Origin of the sequence: Rufibacter latericius (assembly GCF_003721515.1) — a bacterium.
GTDB lineage: Bacteria > Bacteroidota > Bacteroidia > Cytophagales > Hymenobacteraceae > Nibribacter > Nibribacter latericius.
In genome coordinates this window covers 144,878-165,519 of sequence record NZ_RJJD01000008.1, presented here as the reverse complement: position 1 = coordinate 165,519, position 20,642 = coordinate 144,878, and the positions used below count along the sequence as shown (strand labels likewise).

The following is a 20,642-nucleotide window of genomic DNA, read 5'->3' as shown; positions in this document are numbered from 1 at the left end:
GGAAACAAATGGAAGCAACTGAAAAAATGGGCGTAGATTCTACGGTGAAGAATAAGAAAGCACCTGGCGAGAAAGCCTGGAAAGTGTTCCTGCAGCAGGGGATCTACAAGATTGTAAACCCATTCGTCCGGCTCCTGATCAGGCTGGGGTTCACGCCCAATGCCGTCACCACCACGGGGTTCATCATGAACGTGGGAGTAGCCATCATCTTTGTGATTGGCGGCGAAAGCGAGAACCACAATGATTTCTCCTACGTGGGCTGGGCCGGTTTCCTGATCATGATGGCGGGCCTCTTTGACATGCTAGATGGACAGGTAGCACGCATGGGCAACATGGGCTCCACCTTTGGGGCCTTATATGACTCGGTGCTGGACCGCTACAGCGAACTGGTGATGTTCCTGGGTATCTGTTACTACCTCATGTCGCACCATTACTTTCTCAGCTCGCTTTTCGCGTTTATTGCCATGATCGGGTCCATGATGGTGAGCTATACCCGGGCCCGGGCCGAAGGATTGGGTGTGGAATGCAAGGGAGGCTTCTTCCAGCGGCCTGAGCGGGTGGTGTTGATTGCCTTGGCGGGTATGTTCTGCGGGTTAACGGCCTCACTTATCGGGCCAGACTACAAGCTGTACGTGCCGGGTCTTCCGTTCCACATCTTCGAGACCATGTCTGTCTTCACCATTCCTATCACGGTGCTGGCCATCTTCACCAACATCACGGCCTTTACCCGGCTGATGGAAGCCCGGAAAGCCATTGAACTGAAGGAGCGGAACCAGGCTCTGAACCGATAAGCCACGTTTTTTCTGCTGATTTTCTAGAAAGCGTTTAGGGCCTGTTTTATTAAAAACAGGCCCTAAACGCTTTATTCCCCAACCTGCAAAGTTGATTTAAATAATTCCAGCATCGGCTCTCCCTGGCGTTTCGGAATGGGGAAGCCCAGAAGTTCGGCCATGGTGGCGGCCACGTCTACCTGGGAGCGTGGTTTGCTGGCGAGCGTTCCGGGTTGCACATCGGGGCCCAGCATCAGCAGGCTGATGTGGCGGCAACCCTCGCAGTTATCGCCGTGGTCCTGGAAGCGGCTACCCGTGTGCCGACCGTGGTCGTTGGTGACCAGCAGGGTGGTGGTGTTCTTGTAACCAGGCTGTTTTTGCAGCCATTTCCATAAATCGGCCACTAAACGGTCGCTTTGCCTGATGGCTTTGAGGTAGCCCTCCCAGTTGTCTCCGTGGGCCTCGGTGTCAGGTTCCCGGAGGTTAATGAGCACCAGTTTGGGCTTGTGCTTGGTGAAAATCTGCTTGGCGATCCGGATGGTGGTGGTGTCTGGACGATTGCCGCTTCCGATCCCGTTCTTCCCGCTGCTGGTAGCCGGCGCATAACGGGCCGCCGAGTCTGGGCTGTAGGTGCGGGCCAGTATCTCCAGTTTGTCTTTGCTGGTGATGATCCAGGCATCGGTTTCTGGAGCGCCGGTAAACTGCCGGTAGTAGTGGAAGACCGAGGGGAGCCGGGGCAGTTCGCTGCCGTTGTTGTTGATGTTCTGGTGTTGCCCCGTGGTCAGGGCCACGTGCCCCGGGTTGGTTTTGGTGACCCCTTTGTTAAAGAACTGCGGATGGAAAACCCCTTGAGGTGCCAGTTCGCGGGCCATGCGCGGGATGTTGGCGAACGTGGAGTCTCCCCAGGAATCTGAGTACCGAACTCCGTCAATCACCACCAACACCACATTCTTCGTGGCATACGGCCCGCCAGGCTTCTGCTGAGATACAGCAACCGTAGGCGTGGAGGTTGTAACCGCTGGGATTTTGCTGGTAATGGTAGAAGTTGAAGTAGATTGCTGGCAGGAACCCAAGCCTGCGGTGAAAAGAAAAGACAGAAAATGCAGCGAGAGACGGAGGACCATGTGTTCTGATGTATTGTGTGACCTGCCTACTACGGGTAAAGCAGGTATTTGGCTCTAACTTGTTTGAAATAAGAGAGTTCATCGGCCCAGGTCGATAAAATATCTTTGGGAGAATCACCAGCCTGCAGGCGCTGGCGTGTGACATCGGTTTTCCATAAGCCGTCCAGGCGAGTGTTCTTCCATTCCAGTTGGCTTGGGTAAAGCGTTTTCAGGGCGTGGATGATGTACAGCGTGGCCTTCGCCGATTCAAAATTAGTACGGTCCGTGACGATGGCCTGGGCTCCGGAACAGGTCTGGCCCACAAACTTGGGCGGATAGATCCGGATGCCGTCTATCACGCTGTCTGGTTTGAACTGCACGGGTTTAAAGGTGATGCCGGCCAGTTTGTAGCTGTTGAGTTGTTTGGTCAGTTTTTCGCCGTCAATCCAGGGAGCGCCAATGAACTCGAAGGGCTGCATGGTACCCCGACCCTCCGAAACGTTGGTACCTTCCAAAATGCAGGTGGCCGGGTACAAAGTAGCGGTGGTCAGGTTGATCATGTTGGGCGAGGGCTTGATCCAGGGCAAACCGGTTTGGTCAAACCACTGGCTGCGGGAGTAATGGCGCATGGGTACTACCATCAGCTCGGCTTGGGGAAGCTTTTTGGCAGCGCGTTCGCCGTTGAACATGCGGGCCAGCTCGCCCACCGTCATGCCATGGGTGATGGGCAGAAAGTTGGGGGTAAGTACGGGCTGCTTCGCATTTTTGCCCACGGCGCCATCCACGTAAAGCCCAGTAATTGGGTTAGGACGGTCCAGCACAATCATGGGTTTCTTGTTTTCGGCGGCGGCCTCCAGGACGGCCTGCATGGTAGCGATGTAGGTGTAGTAGCGGGCCCCTACATCCTGGATATCGAAGAGCAGTAGGTCTACATCTTTCAGCATCTCGGGGGTGGGTTTGCGCAGTTTTCCGTAGAGTGAGATTACCTTCAGACCCGTTTTCTGGTCCACGGCATCGGCTACGTGATCATCGGCCTCGCCCCTAATGCCATGCTCCGGGCTGAAAAGTTTCACCACCTTCACGTCGGGGCGGGCGTGAAGCAGATCCACTAGGTGGCCTTTGTCTGGCATCACGCCCGTGTGGTTGGTTAAGATTGCCACGCGCCGGTTCTGGATGAAAGGGAGAAACTCAGGGGTAATCAGGCGTTCAATACCAATGATCACCCGCTGCGCCGGGGCAGTTGTTTTCTGGTCCTTTTTTGCTTGCCCGAGGGCCGTTAGGTGCAGAAGGGAAAGAACTGCTAAAAGCCCGAAAAATGGGGAGGGGAGAAGTCGCTTCATTACAGCAATATAGCAAAAGAAGCAGAGTTTGTACACCCTATTTTATCGGCTGCTTTAAGCCCATTTTACCTGAAACATACCAGAAACAGAAAAGACTGCTACAGCCCGTCGCCGTACTTGAATTGTGAATTCACCGTGACTGGTAGCTTGCCCTGCGGAGAAATATCGCCCATGAGCATTCGGGCGGCGGCGGCCTGTACTGCCGGTAATTGCTGGTAACCTACCAAAAGGGCGGTGGCCTGGTCAATGTCCTGGAATCGGTTCAGGGTATAGGCGTTGTCAAAGAGAACCACTACGCTTCTTTTCTTGCGGATCAGTTCATCTACCAGGTTTCGTTCTTCGGTAGAAAACCCCAGGTTGTTGCTGGGCCTGATGCTGGGACCGTAAATACTGATGAGCAGGAGGTCGTATTTAAGCAGTTCCTTGCGGAGTTTCTCCAGGTATTTTTTGGAGCTTTTGCGGGGCAGGAAGAAGTCCTTGGTAGTGAGCCGGCTGCCCATCTGCTTCTGGAAAAACGTGGTCCTGACGCCGCCTACTGCCAAGCTCGCCACTTTCCGGCGTTTCTTCTCTTCCAGCGGAATCATTTTGCGTTTGTTCTGCAACAGTGTAAGAGAGCCTTCTGATAGCCGCCGCAGCATCTCGTGGGCATGCGGGGCGTGTAAATCCTGGTACAGGCTATCCAGGGGAATGGGCTGGTACTTGTTCAATCCTACCCAGAATTTGGCGGCCAGTACCTTTTTGCAACTGCGGTCAATCTGCTTCTGGCTTAAGCGGCCCTGCCGGATGGCGGCTTTGATGGCCCTTAAGGCCTCGGGTACGCTCACCAGACGTTCCAGCACATCGTTGCCGGCTTCCAGGGCCATGACCTCGGCCTCGCCGGGTTTAAAATACTTCGTCACGCCTTTCATGACCATGGCATCGGTGAAGATGAGGCCGCTGTATTTGAGCTCGTTTTTCAAAATACCCGTCACAATGGGTTTGGAAAGGGAAGCAGGCAGATTGGCGGTAGAGTCTAGCTTGGGCAGGTGGATGTGCCCTACCATGATACCGCCCACGCCGCTCTGGCTGAGGTGCCGGAACGGATGCAGTTCCATGGAATCTAGGCGTTTGCGGTCGTACGTGATGACGGGCAAATCATAATGCGAGTCAACTTCGGTGTCGCCGTGGCCGGGGAAGTGTTTGGCGGTGGCAATGATGCCGTTGTCCTGCATGCCCAGCATCTGAGCCAGGCTTTTGGAGCTGACATCGTCTTTGTTCTCCCCAAAGGCCCGGTAACTGATGATGGGGTTCTTGGGGTTATTGTTCACGTCTACCACCGGCGCGAAGTTGAGGTGCATGCCTAAGCGTTTGAACTCAAAGGCCATCTCGGCCCCCATCTGGTAGATAAGGCTGTCGTTGTTGATGGCCCCCAGCAGCATGGGCAAGGGGTACTGCATGGCGCTGTCCATGCGCATACCAATCCCGTTTTCGGCGTCCATGCCAATCCAGAGCGGAATTTTGGAAACGGCTTGCAGGCGGTTGGTCATCTTGGCTTGGCGCACGGGCCCACCCTGGAAGAAAATAAGCCCGCCCACTTTGTACCGCCGGATGAGCAGTTTCACGTCTTCTTCGTGCTGAGGTCCCTGGTTGGAGAATACCTCAATCATCATCAGCTGCGTGATGCGCTCGTCGGGTGACATCCTACGGAAGACTGAGTCTACCCACTTGTTTTTCCGGTTGAGGGTAGTGATGAGCTCATTGGGATACTTGATGGTATCTTCGGGCGAGATGGGCTCTGGTTTGAACACCACCGTTTCTTCTGCGTGCGGATCTTTCTTTTTACACGCCGGAAAAGCCAGTAAGGTCAGTACCAGCAAAAGGCTATACGTGCATACAAAAAAGTTTCGGGCAGAGGGTGTAAGCATGATGAATGGGCAATAGGTACAAGGCTTAGAGAAGACCCGGGGGATGGGTTCCGCTCTAAAAGCCTTTACCATACGGTATCTACCTGCCTTGGTTGGCGGCATGTTGGTAAACCTCTGGGGAGGACTACTTAAGTATCAATTCAGTTGGCAAGGTGTTACAACTTTAGGGCCATTCTGAGCCTCTTTTTGGAAAATCAGCTTCAAAACAACCTTCGGATTGGATTCTAAGAGAAAAGCCGCTGCGCGAAAGAATCTAGCAGCGGCGTTTCTAAAGAAAAAGTAGGAAGATGTTTTAGGCCTTCTTTCTGAAAATCTCGGCGAAAAACTGTTTCATGTCTTCCCAAGACCTACGGTCCGCGTCGGCGTTGTAAGCGGCTCCTTTGCTGATGTCAGAACCGGCATCTGGGTTGGTGAAGGCGTGTACCGCGCCGCTGTAGGCGTTAAACTGGTAATCTACCTTGGCGTCGTTCATTTCTTTGAAGAACCCGTCTAACTCAGCTTTGGGAACGAAGGGGTCAATGGCTCCGTGTGCTACCAGCACCTTGGCCTTGATGTTAGCCGCATCCGCCGGATTCGGGGTGCCCAACCCTCCGTGGAAACTCACGACCCCGGCGACATCGGCTCCGCTACGGGCCAGTTCCAACACCGTGGTTCCCCCGAAACAATACCCAATGGCCGCTACCCGCGAGGCATCTACGTTGGCCTGTTTTTTTAATTGGGCTAACCCGGCGTTTACCCGTTGACGCAACAGCGGAATGTTGTTTTTGTATTTACCGGCCTCGGCACCCATAGCCTCCGGTGTGGTAGGTCTGACTCCTTTGCCATAGATATCTGCCGCGAAAGCCACGTAGCCCATCTTTGCCAGTTGATCGCACCGTTTTTTGGTGTAGTCGCTGATGCCGTTCCATTCGTGCACGACCAGAACCGCCGGCAGCTTTCCTTTCTTAGAGGCATCGTAGGCCAGGTATCCTTCCAGGGTGGTAGAACCTTCTTTGTACTCCACCAACTGGGTTTTAATCTGTTGGGCCTGCGTGGAGAGGTGGGCCAGGAAAATAAGGGCCAATGCTAGCGTCAGCTTTCTCATAGGAATGTGGTTTTTGGTGTAGGGCAATAGATTGCTTCTTTACTTAAATCAAGTTGAAAAGATCGCCTAAGTCCTTACGAAGGTAGACCTAAAATTGGCTGTAAAACAGCTCAACCCCAGAAATGTTGCCCTAGGCCGTCTTACCTCCAAAATATCGGAATTTGCCGGCAAATAAAGGTCGGAGGCCTTAGAACGTAGATCGCCCCACTTTGCCGGGCTACATTCTTTGGTGCCGGGAAAAGTGGGGCGATTAAGATCTTTAACAGATTTTTGTCAGAACCGGAGGGAAGCATTTACCCCAGCCTGACCCTGCTGCCAGGATGGAGAGACAATCCAGTTGGGTTTCTTGAGCTGCCTTTTCAACCTCTGGAAACCCCAGTAGGTGGCTTTACCGGTGATGTACCCAAGGGCGGCTCCCGCCAGCACATCAGAAGCCCAGTGTTTGTTGTCATTGATGCGTGACAGGCCCACCAGGGTAGCTACGCCGTACGCGAGTTGAGGAACCCATTTGGTGTCTCGGTACACCGAGGCGATGGCCGTGGCCGCGGCAAAGGCGTTGGAGGTGTGCGAAGAAGGAAAAGAGGTGTTTTCGCCATTTCCGTCAGCCCCATCAAACAGGTGACTGTCTTTGGTTTCGCTGGGGCGATGACGCTGGAAGGCTTTCTTCAGTTTGTCGGTGGCCAGGGAGTTGAGGTAGAAGCTACCCAGACCCACAATGGCAGCTTCCCGCATCTTGGGGCGCTTGGCGAAAGCGCCTACCGCAAACATGGTCGCAAACGTGGCATGCAGTGGAACAGCCGTCCCGAAGGGTGACACCAAGCTGGCGGTTGTGTTTGACACAAGGGTACGTCTATCCTGGGACAGTTGCCGGATAGGTCGATCGAGGCGCTCGTAGGAGCTTATAAAAAGGCCTGCCACCGCCAGCGTGGCGGTTGACTTGAGCAGAAGTCGGTGGTGTTGGTGGACCCAGGAAGGTTTGGGTGCGCTTTGAAGGAGGAAAGTGTCTTGTCTTGCTTGTAAAGTATCGGGGGGCAGGAACGCGGCAAACACAGACGCTCTGCTCAAAAAGAGCAATGCTACAAGGAGCAGGATGGAACGCATAAAAGTTTAAAGTCTTAAAAGTCAAAGGGCTAGGTGTAGTAAGAAAGGGCAATTGGATCTTTTTAGTTTCCTGAGTTTTTGTTTTTTCGAGGAAAACCTGAAACAAGGCCACAAACGCGGGGAAATATCCGGCGGAGAGTTAGATAGGACGGCAGAAGAGGAGGGTTGTTTTGTTAACGGATTGACCTTTAAATAATTGCTTAAAAACAAGAAGCCCTTCCGGGTAGGGAAGGGCTTCTTGTTTTTGCGGGAGTTGCCTTGGCAGTTTAAAATCAGAGCTTAGTTATCGCCCTGCATTTTTTTCTGGATAGCTTCCTGCAACTCCATCATGTGGGGCTCAACCTTAGCCTGTCCAATCTGGGCGCTTTTCATAGTGATGGTAGACTGTTTGGCCGCCAGTTTTTTGCCCGTAGGCGTGAGGTAGAAAGTATTCATGTCCTTGAGCTCTTTCTCGGTGAACTCATCCATGTACAATTTAATCAGGTCGCCTTTGATGGCCTCCCAATTCATATATTTCGCGAAAAAGGACCGCACCTCCACCTCCGCAGATTTCATAGCGGGGACCTGTTCCATTTGCATGGTGAGCATCTGCTGAAGGTTGTCGTCAATGGTTTTGGGGCTGCCCATGGTCAGGAGCAGGGTTTCAGCCGCTTTGTAGTGGCTGCTCTGGGCTTGCGCCATGGCACTGCCTGCCGAAACCACCAGCAGAAAAGCCCAAAGAGAAAGTAATTTTTTCATTTTAGAAGCTTGATTTGTTTCATAGGTACGTATTGGAGGTCAGAAAAGCCAGTGAAACCCCTGATTTATTTTGGCCCGTTCTCTCCTTGAACCACCTACCTCAGGCTGCGTACCAGTGGTAGAAATAATTTTCCCAGAAGCATTCTTAGCCTATCCTTTTATGAAAATAACCAAGAAAGAAACTGCCTACCAGGGGCACTACCGCCTGCAGGTGTTTACCGTGGAAGACAAAGGAAACGAGTTTGAGCGCGAGGTGTTCCAGACCGGCAAGGCAGCGGCGGCCCTGGTCTATGACACCAAGAAGCAGAAATTCATTTTCGCCAAGCAGTTCAGGCCCGCGGTGGAGCAGGAAATGGTGGAGGCCGTGGCCGGCATGCTGGACAGCGAGGACGAGAAACCCGCCGATACCATCACACGCGAGATTGAGGAGGAGATCGGCTATGCCGTAGACCACCTGGAGCCCATCTATGAATTCTACCCTTCGCCGGGGGCTTTCTCAGAAAAGATCTACCTGTTCTACGCCGAGGTAAGTAAACAGGTAAGCGAAGGCGGCGGCAAAGACGACGAGAACGAAGACATCAAAACTTTGGAACTCACTCCCCAACAGCTAGCCAAACACTCCTTTATAGACGGAAAAACCCTGTTGGCGGTAGAGTGGGCTAAAGCCAACGTGCTGCCTAAACTGCTGGACCAGAAAAGCAAAGGAAAAGGAAAGTAAAGGTTTGCCTACCGGATATAAGAGCGACCCAACGTTCAAGTTCTGGAGCCGAAAGGCGTTTGTTTTAGGGTCAGTTTCAGGAAAACGGGTCAAAAGCTATCCAAAGCAAAGAAAGGGGGCACTTGCTTGTCAGGTCAACGGCAGGGAAGTGTCCCTTTCTTTTATATAGATGATGGCAAATATTTCAGAGAACAGTTGCCAATGCCGGGGCTTTTCCTCTACCTTAGAATCCTCTGACCAGGAAGAAACCTGGCGTACATTCCTCTGTTCTTTTCCATGAACAAAAGCTACTTTCTTAGTTGTGTGCTCCTTTTGGGAGGTTTAGTGACGGGTTGTGCCCTGCGGCAATCGGCCCAGACAAATAGAAACCAGATACTCGCCAGCACGGTGAACCCCTTCATCGGGACGGGTGGGCACGGACATACCTATCCTGGGGCGGTGATGCCCTTCGGGATGGTGCAACTCTCGCCTGATAACGGAACGCAGGGCTGGGACTGGTGCTCGGGCTACCATTATTCAGACAGCCTGATTGCGGGGTTCAGCCATACCCATTTAAGCGGCACCGGCATTGGTGATTTATGCGATATTTCGGTGATGCCGTATTATGTCGGAACGGTGGAGAAAAAGGAGCGGCAACGATTCAGCCATCAACAGGAAACTGCCACCCCAGGTCTCTACATCGTCACGTTGGAAAACAACATCAAGGTGGCGTTGACAACCACCGAGCGGGTAGGCTTTCACCAATACACTTTCCCCAAGGATTCTGTCAAAGCCATCAGCCTTGACCTGGGATTCGCCATCAACTGGGACAAACCCACCGAAACCCAGATCATGCTGGTCAATGATACGCTGGTCACCGGCTACCGAAAATCTAAAGGATGGGCAGACCAGCAGTGGGTCTATTTTGCGGCCGTTTTCTCCCAACCGGTGCAAAAACAGGTCTTGAAGCGAAACGGACAACGGGTGGCAGGCAAAGAAGTAACAGGGGAGAAGGCTTTGGCTGCTTTCTATTTCCCCCAAGGGGAAAAGCCCCTGCTTTTGAAGGTTTCCATCTCCAGCGCCAGCATAGACGGTGCCCTGCAAAACCTTCAAACTGAAATCCCTGGCTGGGACTTTAACCAAGTAGCGGCGGAGGGGAAAATGAAATGGCAACGGGAATTGCAGAAAATCCAGGCCTCTTTCCTGCACCCCGCCAGGGACACTGTTTTTTACTCGGCCCTTTACCACTCCTTCGTGGCGCCGTCTTTGTTTTCAGATGTAAAAGGCCAGTACAAAGGAAACGCAGACTCAGTGCGCACGGTGGGTTACAACCGCTATACCGTCTTCTCGCTTTGGGATACGTTTCGGGCGGCGCATCCTCTGTACACCATCACCCAACCCAACCGAATGCCTGATTTCCTGAATTCCCTGCTGAGTTCTTACAAAGAATTGGGGCTGCTGCCGGTTTGGGAACTGTCAGGCAACGAAACCAACACCATGACCGGCTACCACGCTGTACCCGTGCTCGCCGATGCCCTTCTGAAAGGGTACTTGCCTGAGAAGTCTGAAGAGATGTACCAAGCCATGGTAGCCAGCGCTTCGCAGAACATTCGGGGTACCGACCTTTACCGCACCTACGGCTACATCCCCGCCGACAAAGACGGCTGGTCGGTGACCAAGACCCTGGAGTACGCCTTTGACGATTGGTGCATTGCGCAAGTAGCCAAGAAACTGGGCAAGGAAGCAGATTACCAGAAATTCAGCAAACGGGCCGCCTCGTATCAACCTTTGTTCGATGCCAGGACGTTATTTATGCGCGGCAAGAACGCAGACGGAAACTGGAAAGCGCCTTTTGACCCCTTCCACTCCGAGCACGGCGAGAAAGGAACCTACATTGAAGGCACCGCCTGGCAACACAGCTGGTTTGTACCGCATGACGTGCAGGGGCTCATTAACCTGTTCGGCTCAGAGAAGCTGTTCGTGCAGCACCTGGATTCCACGTTCAATGTCACGTCTCAGATGACGGGTGAAAACGTGTCGCCGGATATCTCGGGCCTCATCGGGCAGTACGCGCACGGAAACGAACCAAGCCACCATATCGCCTATCTCTACAACTACGCCGGCCAGCCCTGGAAAACCCAAGAGAAAGTGCGCCAGATCATGGACCAGATGTACCGGAACCACCCAGACGGCCTCTCAGGGAACGAAGACTGCGGACAGATGTCGGCTTGGTACGTGTTCAGCGCGCTGGGTTTTTACCCCGTGAACCCGTCAGACGGAAACTATGTGCTGGGGAGCCCGCTGGTGAAAAAAGCCACAATCCAGGTGGGCGAGAAGAAAACCTTTAAAGTAACGGCCGAAAACAACAGCTACCAGAACATCTATGTGCAACAGGTATTCCTGAACGGCAAACCCTTGGCGCGTACGTACATCACCCACGCCGAGCTCATGCAAGGCGGCGACCTAAGGTTTATGATGGGGCCACAGCCCAACAAAGCCTGGGGAGCCGCGCCAGAGGCCTATCCTCCTTCCATGTCTGCGCAGAAGTAAAGGGCAGTCCAGACCTTAAACTTTCCCCTGAAATTAACTCTCCCGGTTTCCTCCCGTAAACAGGTACACAAGTTTGTTACATTTATTTTTAAACCTGACGATACTATGGAAGAGCAAAATAAGAACCAGGGAACGCCTCAGCAAGACGGATCAGGAAGCAACAACAGCCAGGACGGAAATCGCGGAGACGGGGTATTTGCGGATCATAACTATGGTACCAAAGCCGATGGCGGCAACACCGCCAACTATGACGCCGATGGCGATTTCGTGGATTTCAACGGCAAAGAAGACGGCGGAACCCCTCACGTAGATATTAACGGAGGCGGCGAAATCCAGGGCCGCAGAGGTGGCGGGTACGGTGAAAAAGAGCAGGAACTGGGCAAACACCCAACCGGCGACACCAAACAAGCCAAACATGACGCTGAAAGCGACAAAGACACCGGCTACGGAACACACGCCGGTGGTTTAAGCGATAGCCACAGCGGCTTCAAAGGAAATCACAACGGGAACGACGGTACCGGCGGCGGACGCAGCAGCGGACATGCCGGACACGGCGGTGACCCAGATGATGAGAAATACTCGCCTAACAAAGGCGGAAAAGATCAGAACAACGATCCAGACGTAGCGGGCCGCGGGGCCAGAACCAACTAATTGATTGCATATACCAACAGAAAGCCTGTCTCTCATAAAGAGGCAGGCTTTCTGTTTTTTAGCTGTTTCTGTGAAAACACCTTCTAAAACCGCATTTGGCTGAAATGTAGCGTAGAGCAGAATTCTTGCGTAAAAGGGCAAGACCATCATGAGGAAGGCATTTCGCTTTAGGCCTGCTTTTCTCAAATCTAACCTAAAACCAGACCCCACGCCTATGAGCCTCCTAGAACATAACCAGAAAGGCCATTCTAAGGAAAACCCTGAGCCAAAATCCCCTACCAAGGGGAGGGTAAAGAACCAGGAAACGTCGGCTGAGATGCCGCATGACATCGTGCCCATGACTGCCAAACTCACCGATGGTCCTTTTGATGACGAGAACTGGCTGTTTGAGGTGAAGTGGGACGGCTATCGGGCGGTGGCTGAGGTGGCGGAAAACCAGGTGCGCCTCTATTCCCGCAACGGAAAATCTTTTAAAGAGAAATACGCACTCGTAGTCAAAGCTCTGGAGAGTTTGCCGCACCAAGTGGTTTTTGACGGTGAATTGGTGATCCTGGGCCAAAACGGCAAAGCCGATTTCCAGGCACTGCAAAACTATCAGAATACCCCGTCGGAACACCTCTACTACTACATTTTCGATCTGCTGTACGCCGATGGCGAGGACCTTCAGCAATGGCCTTTGATCAGGAGAAAAGAGAAACTTCATGAAATTCTGTCTAAAGCAAAGGACCCGCTGCGCTACAGTGAGCACCGGGTAGGAGAAGGTACTAAGTTTTTCAAGGAAGCCCAGCAAAACGAATGGGAAGGCATTATGGCCAAGGCCGCCCAAAGCAAATACCACGTGGGCAAACGCTCTGACGAGTGGCTCAAGATCAAAACCCATCTACGGCAGGAAGCCATCATTGCCGGGTTCACCGAGCCGCAGGGCAGCCGCGTGCACCTAGGGGCGTTGGTGTTGGGCGTGTACGAAGGCAAAGAGTTGAAATATGTGGGCCAGAGCGGCAGCGGTTTCAACAAAGTAAGCCTGAAAGAACTCAAGGAGAAGCTGGAGCCGCTGGTGCAGGAGAAGTCGCCGTTCAAGGAGAAAGTGCCCCTGAGCCGCGAAGTCACCTGGGTAAAGCCGGAACTAATCTGCGAGCTTTCCTTCGCGGAATGGACCGCCGACGGGCAGATGCGCCAAGCCATCTTCAAAGGCCTGCGGGTAGATAAAAAAGCCAAAGACGTGGTACATGAACGCGCCGAGTCTGCCCAGAAAGTACATCAGGAAAAAACTGCCAAAAATCCGAAAATGAGCCCAAAACAGGAAAACGCCGATGAAACGCTGACTCTGGAACTGGACGGCCAGCAGATTCCTATTTCGCACCCAGATAAACTCTATTGGCCCGAGGAAGGCATCACCAAAAGAGACCTGGTGCTCTACTACCAATCCATGGCCGACGTTCTGCTTCCGTATCTCAAAGATCGGCCAGAATCCCTTTTGCGGCACCCCAACGGCATCACCAAACCGGGATTCTTCCAGAAAGACGCCGGCGAACATGCCCCGGATTGGGTACAAACCACGTCCATAAAAGCGGAATCAACGGGCAAAGATGTGGACTACATTGTGTGCCAAAACAAAGCCACGCTGGCCTACCTGAACAACCTGGGCTGCATTCAGCTCAATCCCTGGAATTCACGCCTGAATAACTTAGAGAAACCCGATTACCTGGTGCTGGACTTGGACCCCGGTGAGAACACGTATGATGAGGTGGTGGAAACGGCTTTAGTCGCGAAACAGATCTTGGATGGACTGGAGATTCCGGTGTATGTGAAAACCTCTGGTGCTACTGGTATGCACCTATATGTACCCCTGGCCGCCAAGTGGCCGTTCGAGCAGGTGAAAGAACTGGCTTATGCGTTGGCCCAGCGGGTGCACGAACAGCTTCCCAACCTCACCAGCCTGGAGCGCAGCCCCAAGGAACGCCGAAACCAGATTTACATTGACTTCCTGCAGAACGCCATCGCGCAGACCATTGCCGCGCCTTATTGCGTGCGGCCCAGAGAAGGGGCTACCGTTTCCACGCCGCTTCAATGGAAAGAAGTTAAAACCGGATTGCACCCTTCGCAGTTTACCATAAAGAACGTGCGGCAACGCGTCCAGAAATTGGGAGATCTTTTCAGCCCGGTGCTGGGCGAAGGAATTGATGTGGCCACCTACCTCAGAAAACTGAAAAAATAAGACCATGCAACAGAAAACCAAAACCTCCCTCTTATTGGGCGGGGCCGCAGTGGGGGCTTTACTTGCCCTGCGGTCCTATTCGCGTCGCAAAAAGGAATTCTCTTTTACAGATCGCACCGTGCTGATCACGGGCGGGAGCCGGGGTCTGGGCCTGGTGCTGGCCCGCATGTTTGCCGAACAGGGCGCCAACATTGCCATCTGCTCCCGCACGCAGCATCAGTTGGACGCCGCCAAGGCCGAACTGGAATCTGGCGGAGCCACGGTGCTGGCGTTCAATTGTGACGTAAGTGACCGGGGGCAGGTACAGGCCATGATCGGGGAGATAAAAGATCGGCTAGGCCCCGTGGAGGTGCTCATCAACAATGCTGGTATCATTGCGGCGGGGCCCTTGGAAGAGATGCGGGTAGAGGATTTCGAGGAAGCCATGAAGGTGCATTACTGGGCCTCGCTGTACACCATGCTAGAGGTCCTTCCGGATATGAAAGCCCGGGGCGAAGGCCGGATCGTGAACATCGCCTCCATTGGAGGCAAGGTGAGCGTTCCGCACCTGGTTCCGTACAGCGGCAGCAAGTTTGCCTTGGTGGGCATGTCTGAGGGATTCCGGTCTGAGTTGCTGAAAGACGGCATTTATGTTACTACCATCAACCCAGGCCTCATGCGTACTGGCAGTGCCCGCAACGCTTTCCTGAAAGGCCAGAACGAGAAAGAATACACCGCCTTCGCTTTGATGGACGCCAACCCCATGATCTCTTTGGCCGCAGACAACGCTGCCCGCAAAATTATGGACGCCTGTCGCTACGGTAAAGCCGAAGTTACCCTAGGCTTGAACGCCAAATTCATCAGTACCCTGCATGGCCTCTTCCCGGGCACCACCGCTGATCTGATGGGGCTGGTGAACATGTTTCTGCCCGGTCCGGGAGGAATAGGTTCGGAAGCCGTGCGGGGTTACGAAAGCGAGACCGAACTCACCCAATCTCCGCTGAATGCCCCCAACCAGAAAGCGGCCAGGGAAAACAATGAAATGTAAGGTTTAGCAAAATTTTTCTTTTAGTCTGATGACCGGCTTCCATTTCTCAGGCCAGGCAGCAGAAAATAATATGTTTCCATTCATCCTCTAACCCATTTCTTTATGAGTGATACCACAGTAACCAAAATTGACGGCGCCTATTCCCCTAAAGGCGAAGACGGCGAGAAATACCTGGCCTCGGGAAAAACCGTGTCCATGCGCCTTTGGGAAAAAGAACAACCCGGCGAGGCAAAACCAGAAGTACGCCGGGAGTACGAGACCGTTGGCTACGTGATCGCCGGTCGGGCAGAGTTGTTGGTAGAAGGCCAGACGGTGATTCTGGAACCCGGCAATTCGTACGTGGTGCCCAAAGGATCTTCGCACACCTATCGAATTCTGGAAGAGTTCACCGCCGTAGAAGCCACTGCCCCGCCCGCCCAGGTAAGAGGCCGTGACGAAGGCTGAGTTTCCCGCAATAACTTCTGAAAGACAAATCTTCCGTTTTATACCTAGCTTTGGTCCGGAAGCAGGCCTCGGGATGGTTGAAACCAACCATCCCGAGGCTTCAAAGGTTGGGTCTGCTTAGTTTGTGTGGTTTTCCCTGGTAAAATGAATAACAGAGAGCAGGAAAATTTCTTTGAAAGCATAGGACGGCTCGATTTTGAGCAGGCCCGGATCAAGCATGTCCTGTTTAAATCAAAGCTGAGGGCCCTGCTTTACGGCGCCTCCATTGACACAGAGCCTGTGCTCTCCACCAGGCAATGCTCGTTGGGCAAATGGATCTATGACGTAGCCATGCCGCGCATTGGGCACCTGCCCGAAGTGAGAGAACTGGAAAGAGTCCATGACGAGATGCACGTGATTGCCCGAAAACTATGGCAATTACACCAACAGGGGCAGGAAGAAAAAGCCTTGGCGCAACTCTCCCAGATAGACGAGACCGCCCAGCGGCTTCTGCGCCTTTTAGACAAAATTGAGCGCAAAGCCGCTGCCTGATTTTCTTTCGATAAACCTTTGAAAGAGCCTTTGGCTGGAAAGCCCACTTTCTTGCAAGAACCTTTTACCTTGGCTTTAGTAAAAGAAGGCAGACCCCGCGTAAAATGGGGAAGATGTTCCACTAACGAAAGACAGACATGCCAGATAACGTAAATAACCCCGGCCCCGACGAAACCAACAACTCGGCAAACAAAATGGAGCAAGGCAAACAGTCAGAGCACCAGCGTCAATACGTCAGTGACAGTGACAGTTACCGCAGATCCATGACCGGATATGACTCCACCAAGCAGGACGAGAATTTCTCCGGAACCGAGAAGGCTGGCGGCGGTAATACCATTGACGAGCGTGACACCAATGACGGCGATTCTAACCAGGAGAATAACTATTAATTAGCTTAAAAAAAGCCTTTAGAAACTTCCTCTAAGGGCTTTTTTGTGTCCTCTCTGGAACTAAAAAAATATTTTCGCTACATCCTCTTGAGGCCGTGTTTAAAGGCTCACTTTTCTAAAACTGGCAGAAAACTTGCTATTAGATAAACACGCAATGATTTGACACGATCAGCGTTGAATCAAATAGCGTGTTCTTCTGTTATAAAACTACATGGAAAAGCATATGAAAAAGGTTCTTTTATCAGTACTTACCGGTCTTTTTCTGACCGGTGCCTCGGTGGCAACACCGGCTGTGGCTGAAACGAAGGGAGGAGCTGCAACCGCATATGCAGCGCCTGCCGCAGTAGGGGCCAGAGATATCATCACTGAGATTATTGACGTGGTTGGGCTGAAGCCTCGGTTCGAGGTGCGCGCGGCCAACGTGCCTAACGCTGCCGCCGTGATCATGAACGGCAAGCGGTACATTCTTTACAACGAAAACTTTGTGAGCACGCTGAACAACGCCCTTCGCACTGACTGGGCCGGGGTAAGTATCCTGGCACACGAGATTGGGCACCACCTGAACGGGCACACGCTCTCTCAAGGCGGCAGCAACCAGCAAGACGAGCTGGAGGCCGATGAGTTCTCAGGGTTTGTGCTCCGTAAAATGGGAGCCAGCTTAAGCGAAGCCCAGGCAGCCATCAAAGCCTTAGCCGAGGAAGAAGATTCGTACACGCACCCGGGCAAAAGTTCCCGCCTTACTGCCATCAGCAGAGGCTGGCGCAATGCCCAGGAGCAGATTTTGGCCAGCGCCAAAGCAGGTACCCCTAACCGTACCGTAGCAGGTGTCAGCCGCCCGATTACTTCTCCCGAGACTATGACTGCGACCACCACCGCCAGACGTTCTTCCTCTACTGGCTCAAGAATGTCTGGGCAGAAAATACTACGTCAGGTGAAACTGCAGAGTGCTCCGCAAGAGCGTATCTACGTGACCACTGCCTATAACCTGGTGCGGGAAACATCAAATGGCCTGGAAGTGATTGGCAAGCTGCAGAAAACAAAAAGCAGCAAATTCCCTTACGTGCTGGAGAGCCGGTACTTCTCTTACCTGTTCGTGAGCACCGACGGATTACTCCTCAACGAAGCCGGTCAACGCGTAGGTGTGTTAACCACCACCTAAGCTGCCGCTTCAGTTTAATATTTACAGAACAGCCACCTTCCTAAAAGAACGGTGGCTGTTCTGTTTTAAGCCGTTTTTCCTGAAAACAGGCCCTAAAACATATAGCTTGTTTTACCTTAGTAAGAACTTCGTTTTTAAGTGTTGCTTTAAAATCCTATCTCGATGAAGGGCATTTCTAAAACCTTCAAATCCCAACTAAGCTTTTCGACTTATTTCCTGAAAAGAGGTCAAAAACGATGCTTTAAAGCTGGGCCGTACAACATTCCAAATTTTGCCGTACCTTTTCACCATGAAGCGTTTTCCTTTTCTGCGTTGCCTGTGTTTGGCCGCCCTTAGCGTAAGTACCCTCAGTTTTACTTCCTGTGCCCAGGAAGTGTATCAACCCAATCAGGTTCTGAAAGATGTAGAAATCCTTTCCGCTGATTCTTTGGGCGGGCGTCTACCTAACACTCCCGGACACGCCAAAGCCCAGCAGTACTTGGTGAAACGTTTCCAGAACATCGGGCTGAAGCCCGTGGGTACCCAGTACCAGCACGTTTTTACCTTCACCCAGCGCAATTCCGCCACCTCGGTGCCTGGCGTGAATCTGGTAGGTATGATTCCGGGGAAATCAGACAAAATCATTATCGTATCCGCCCATTATGACCACGTGGGCACCCGTGACGGAAAGGTCTTCAACGGGGCTGATGACGATGCTTCAGGTATTGGCGCTATCCTGGCATTAGCCACCCACTTCCAGAAACAAAAGCCGCAGCATACGCTGGTGTTTGTGGCTTTCGATGCCGAGGAACAGGGTTTGCAGGGCTCAAAGGCTTTTGTGGCCAACCTGCCCTTCGCCAAGGAGCGCATTCTGCTGGACGTGAACCTGGACATGGTGAGTATCTCCGAGAAGAACGAATTGTACGCCTCAGGTACCTACCACTACCCTGCGTTTAAGCCCCTTCTAGAGCAGGTGAAAGTTCCGCAAGGCTTGAACCTGCGCCTGGGCCATGACCGCCCTGAGCAGGGCCACGACGACTGGACCAAGCAATCTGACCACGGCAGTTTTCACGCCGCCAATATCCCCTTTATTTACTTCGGGGTAGAAGACCACCCGCACTACCACCAGGAAACCGATGAGTTCAGGAACATCCACCAATCCTTTTACCTGAAGGCGGTAGAGACTATTTCTCAAGCGGTACAGCTCCTGGACAAGCAATTGCCCTTGTAAGAACTACATCCCCAGAGGGTTATCTGGTTAACATATAATTCCTTTTTTGACTCATTTGATGAAAATGCGTCAAAAAAGGAATTTTTTATTTACGTGCAATTATTGCTTTAAAGAACATAGGGCAAGTTCTGGCATATAATGTGCTTAGAAGGCCTAATAAATCTAAAATTGTACTAATCAAGGAAAGACAACCCTGTAAAATATAAACCGTTTAAGACCTAGTACCTAAAACGATGTTTCACCAACAACGAAAGCATGGTCAAGAATCAAACGTATGGACTCTTTCTTTTAATAATTTTACCTTTTCTGAAAGAAATTTCAGGATCTACCACGCCGGCTCCAGCCATGCCGGCCATCAATCATCATCCGGTAGCCATGAACGCGCCTGTGAAAGCAGTGGCCGAGGTGAAAGACAACACCGTTCACATTGATGTGGATGCCTCTGTTTATTTTCCCGTTGAGGAGCAGACAGACGAAGATCCCTTCATCACCGCCGACGGTTCCAAGATAAACGAGAAGAACCCCGGACAGCACCGTTGGCTAGCCCTCTCCCGAAATCTACTGGCGAGATGGGGCGGCAAGATTGATTACGGTGACTCGGTGAAGGTGGAAGGGATCTCTCCTAAACTAGATGGAATCTATGTGGTCAGAGACGCCATGCACCACCGCATCAAAAACCGAGTAGATATTCTGGTTGGCCCTAATGACAAGATCATGGGCTACTGGGAAGATGTAAAACTCATTAAATTATAGCCCATACACAGTTCATAAAGCAGAGAGGCCCCGTCTTTTTTAAGGCGGGGCCTCTCTGCTTTATGAACAACACTGAAAATTTTATTAAATATTTAAATTGAAAATCAGGAAGTTAAGACAAGTAATGTGTTGGGCTTAATTCTGGAAGAGGAGAAAGGAAGCGTTTTTGGCACGGTTTTTCCATTTAAGCAGATACAAGCCCAAGCGAGGGTTTTAAGTTGAAAATCCAGAGACATGAAAAAGACATTACTGATAGCGGTGGTTCTGTTGGCAGGACTCCTGAACAAAGGCTTCGCGCAGGATGGCGGCGGAGTAAGAGTAGGAATTAAGGGCGGTTACAGCGTGGCCGGTTGGCAGGGCGAGACGGTGAAAAGCTTCGGCAATCTGTTGGAGTACACCGATGGCAATGTACAGACTAGAATGCGGCAAGGTTTCCATGCGGGGGCTTTCCTGAGCATTCCGCTGGCCAACGGGTTTGAGTTTGAGCCCGGCGTGCAGTACTCCCAGAAAGGAATGGTCCTGGAAGGAAGAATACCTGGTGATGCCGCCCAGTTTGCCAACGCCAAGGTAACGCTTACCAACAAAGCAGAATACATAGATGTACCGTTGCTGGCCAAAGTCTACGTGGGAAGCGGCTTCAATTTCTTCGCAGGTCCGCAGGTGTCTTTCCTGCTTTCCAATAAAGTGAACGTGAATGCCGGAGCCTTCGGGTTTTCAGCTTACAACAATGATTTTGAGTGGCAGAACAGCCAACGGAAAGTGGACTTAGGCCTGTCGGCGGGAGCCGGGTACCAATTCCAGAATGGGTTGAACTTTGGCGGAAGCTATGATATGGGTCTGACTACCATTGACCAAGGGGCCGATTATAAATCATACAACCACGGGTTCAAAGCCTCGGTTGGTTTCAGATTCTAAAGAGTTTTTTAGTTGTAGTGAATGTGTTATAGGATGAGGAAAAACGGCGGACCATGTCCGC

The 20,642-nt window shown here is 52.3% G+C and carries 19 protein-coding genes; 13 read left to right on the top strand and 6 right to left on the bottom strand.

The window, feature by feature from the left end:
- The first annotated feature begins 8 nt into the window (after positions 1-8).
- Positions 9-791, top strand: coding sequence for a CDP-alcohol phosphatidyltransferase family protein (locus EFB08_RS12715; RefSeq protein ID WP_227006327.1), 783 nt, complete (start codon positions 9-11; stop codon positions 789-791).
- A 71-nt stretch (positions 792-862) separates the two neighbouring features.
- Here the strand turns inward: EFB08_RS12715 and EFB08_RS12710 are convergent, their stop codons facing one another.
- The 6 genes from EFB08_RS12710 to EFB08_RS12685 form a co-directional block, all read right to left on the bottom strand.
- Positions 863-1,894, bottom strand: coding sequence for a sulfatase-like hydrolase/transferase (locus tag EFB08_RS12710; protein ID WP_123127339.1), 1,032 nt, complete (start codon positions 1,892-1,894; stop codon positions 863-865).
- 29 nt (positions 1,895-1,923) lie between these two features.
- Positions 1,924-3,213 carry an exo-beta-N-acetylmuramidase NamZ family protein gene (locus EFB08_RS12705; RefSeq protein WP_123127338.1) on the bottom strand — a complete coding sequence of 430 codons (1,290 nt, stop codon included), beginning with the start codon at positions 3,211-3,213 and terminating at the stop codon, positions 1,924-1,926.
- A gap of 98 nt (positions 3,214-3,311) precedes the next feature.
- Positions 3,312-5,117: a glycoside hydrolase family 3 protein gene (locus EFB08_RS12700; RefSeq protein WP_123127337.1), complete on the bottom strand. Its 1,806-nt coding sequence runs from the start codon at positions 5,115-5,117 to the stop codon at positions 3,312-3,314.
- 292 nt (positions 5,118-5,409) lie between these two features.
- A complete protein-coding gene (locus EFB08_RS12695; RefSeq protein ID WP_123127939.1) occupies positions 5,410-6,201 on the bottom strand; it encodes a dienelactone hydrolase family protein in 792 nt (263 codons plus the stop codon).
- A 273-nt stretch (positions 6,202-6,474) separates the two neighbouring features.
- The gene (locus EFB08_RS12690; RefSeq protein WP_123127336.1) at positions 6,475-7,302 is read right to left on the bottom strand and encodes a phosphatase PAP2 family protein; all 828 of its coding nucleotides are present in this window, start codon (positions 7,300-7,302) and stop codon (positions 6,475-6,477) included.
- Between the two features lie 279 nt (positions 7,303-7,581).
- Entirely contained in the window at positions 7,582-8,040 is a 459-nt protein-coding gene (locus EFB08_RS12685; RefSeq protein WP_123127335.1) for a DUF2059 domain-containing protein, read from the bottom strand.
- Positions 8,041-8,200: 160 nt separating this feature from the next.
- Between EFB08_RS12685 and EFB08_RS12680 the strand changes: the two genes are divergently transcribed.
- The 12 genes from EFB08_RS12680 to EFB08_RS12625 all read left to right on the top strand — a co-directional run bounded on the left by EFB08_RS12680 (position 8,201) and on the right by EFB08_RS12625 (position 20,581).
- Positions 8,201-8,758: an NUDIX domain-containing protein gene (locus tag EFB08_RS12680; RefSeq protein WP_123127938.1), complete on the top strand. Its 558-nt coding sequence runs from the start codon at positions 8,201-8,203 to the stop codon at positions 8,756-8,758.
- A gap of 276 nt (positions 8,759-9,034) precedes the next feature.
- On the top strand, positions 9,035-11,287 hold the full coding sequence (locus tag EFB08_RS12675) for a GH92 family glycosyl hydrolase (protein WP_123127334.1): 2,253 nt from the start codon (positions 9,035-9,037) through the stop codon (positions 11,285-11,287).
- A 105-nt stretch (positions 11,288-11,392) separates the two neighbouring features.
- Positions 11,393-11,938, top strand: a complete 546-nt coding sequence (locus EFB08_RS12670) for a hypothetical protein (RefSeq protein WP_123127333.1) — start codon at positions 11,393-11,395, stop codon at positions 11,936-11,938.
- A 214-nt stretch (positions 11,939-12,152) separates the two neighbouring features.
- On the top strand, positions 12,153-14,153 hold the full coding sequence (ligD, locus tag EFB08_RS12665) for a DNA ligase D (RefSeq protein ID WP_165864885.1): 2,001 nt from the start codon (positions 12,153-12,155) through the stop codon (positions 14,151-14,153).
- Between the two features lie 4 nt (positions 14,154-14,157).
- Complete coding sequence (locus EFB08_RS12660) at positions 14,158-15,180, top strand: SDR family NAD(P)-dependent oxidoreductase (protein WP_123127331.1); 1,023 nt, start codon at positions 14,158-14,160, stop codon at positions 15,178-15,180.
- A 102-nt stretch (positions 15,181-15,282) separates the two neighbouring features.
- Positions 15,283-15,624 carry a cupin domain-containing protein gene (locus EFB08_RS12655; protein WP_123127330.1) on the top strand — a complete coding sequence of 114 codons (342 nt, stop codon included), beginning with the start codon at positions 15,283-15,285 and terminating at the stop codon, positions 15,622-15,624.
- Between the two features lie 144 nt (positions 15,625-15,768).
- The gene (locus EFB08_RS12650) at positions 15,769-16,155 is read left to right on the top strand and encodes a CZB domain-containing protein (RefSeq protein WP_123127329.1); all 387 of its coding nucleotides are present in this window, start codon (positions 15,769-15,771) and stop codon (positions 16,153-16,155) included.
- Positions 16,156-16,292: 137 nt separating this feature from the next.
- Complete coding sequence (locus tag EFB08_RS12645) at positions 16,293-16,544, top strand: hypothetical protein (protein WP_123127328.1); 252 nt, start codon at positions 16,293-16,295, stop codon at positions 16,542-16,544.
- Positions 16,545-16,755: 211 nt separating this feature from the next.
- The gene (locus EFB08_RS12640) at positions 16,756-17,703 is read left to right on the top strand and encodes a M48 family metalloprotease (protein WP_227006326.1); all 948 of its coding nucleotides are present in this window, start codon (positions 16,756-16,758) and stop codon (positions 17,701-17,703) included.
- A gap of 289 nt (positions 17,704-17,992) precedes the next feature.
- Positions 17,993-18,913: a M20/M25/M40 family metallo-hydrolase gene (locus EFB08_RS12635; protein WP_123127936.1), complete on the top strand. Its 921-nt coding sequence runs from the start codon at positions 17,993-17,995 to the stop codon at positions 18,911-18,913.
- A gap of 345 nt (positions 18,914-19,258) precedes the next feature.
- A complete protein-coding gene (locus tag EFB08_RS12630; RefSeq protein ID WP_125077734.1) occupies positions 19,259-19,666 on the top strand; it encodes an RlpA-like double-psi beta-barrel domain-containing protein in 408 nt (135 codons plus the stop codon).
- Between the two features lie 234 nt (positions 19,667-19,900).
- On the top strand, positions 19,901-20,581 hold the full coding sequence (locus EFB08_RS12625) for a porin family protein (protein ID WP_123127326.1): 681 nt from the start codon (positions 19,901-19,903) through the stop codon (positions 20,579-20,581).
- Positions 20,582-20,642: the final 61 nt, after the last annotated feature.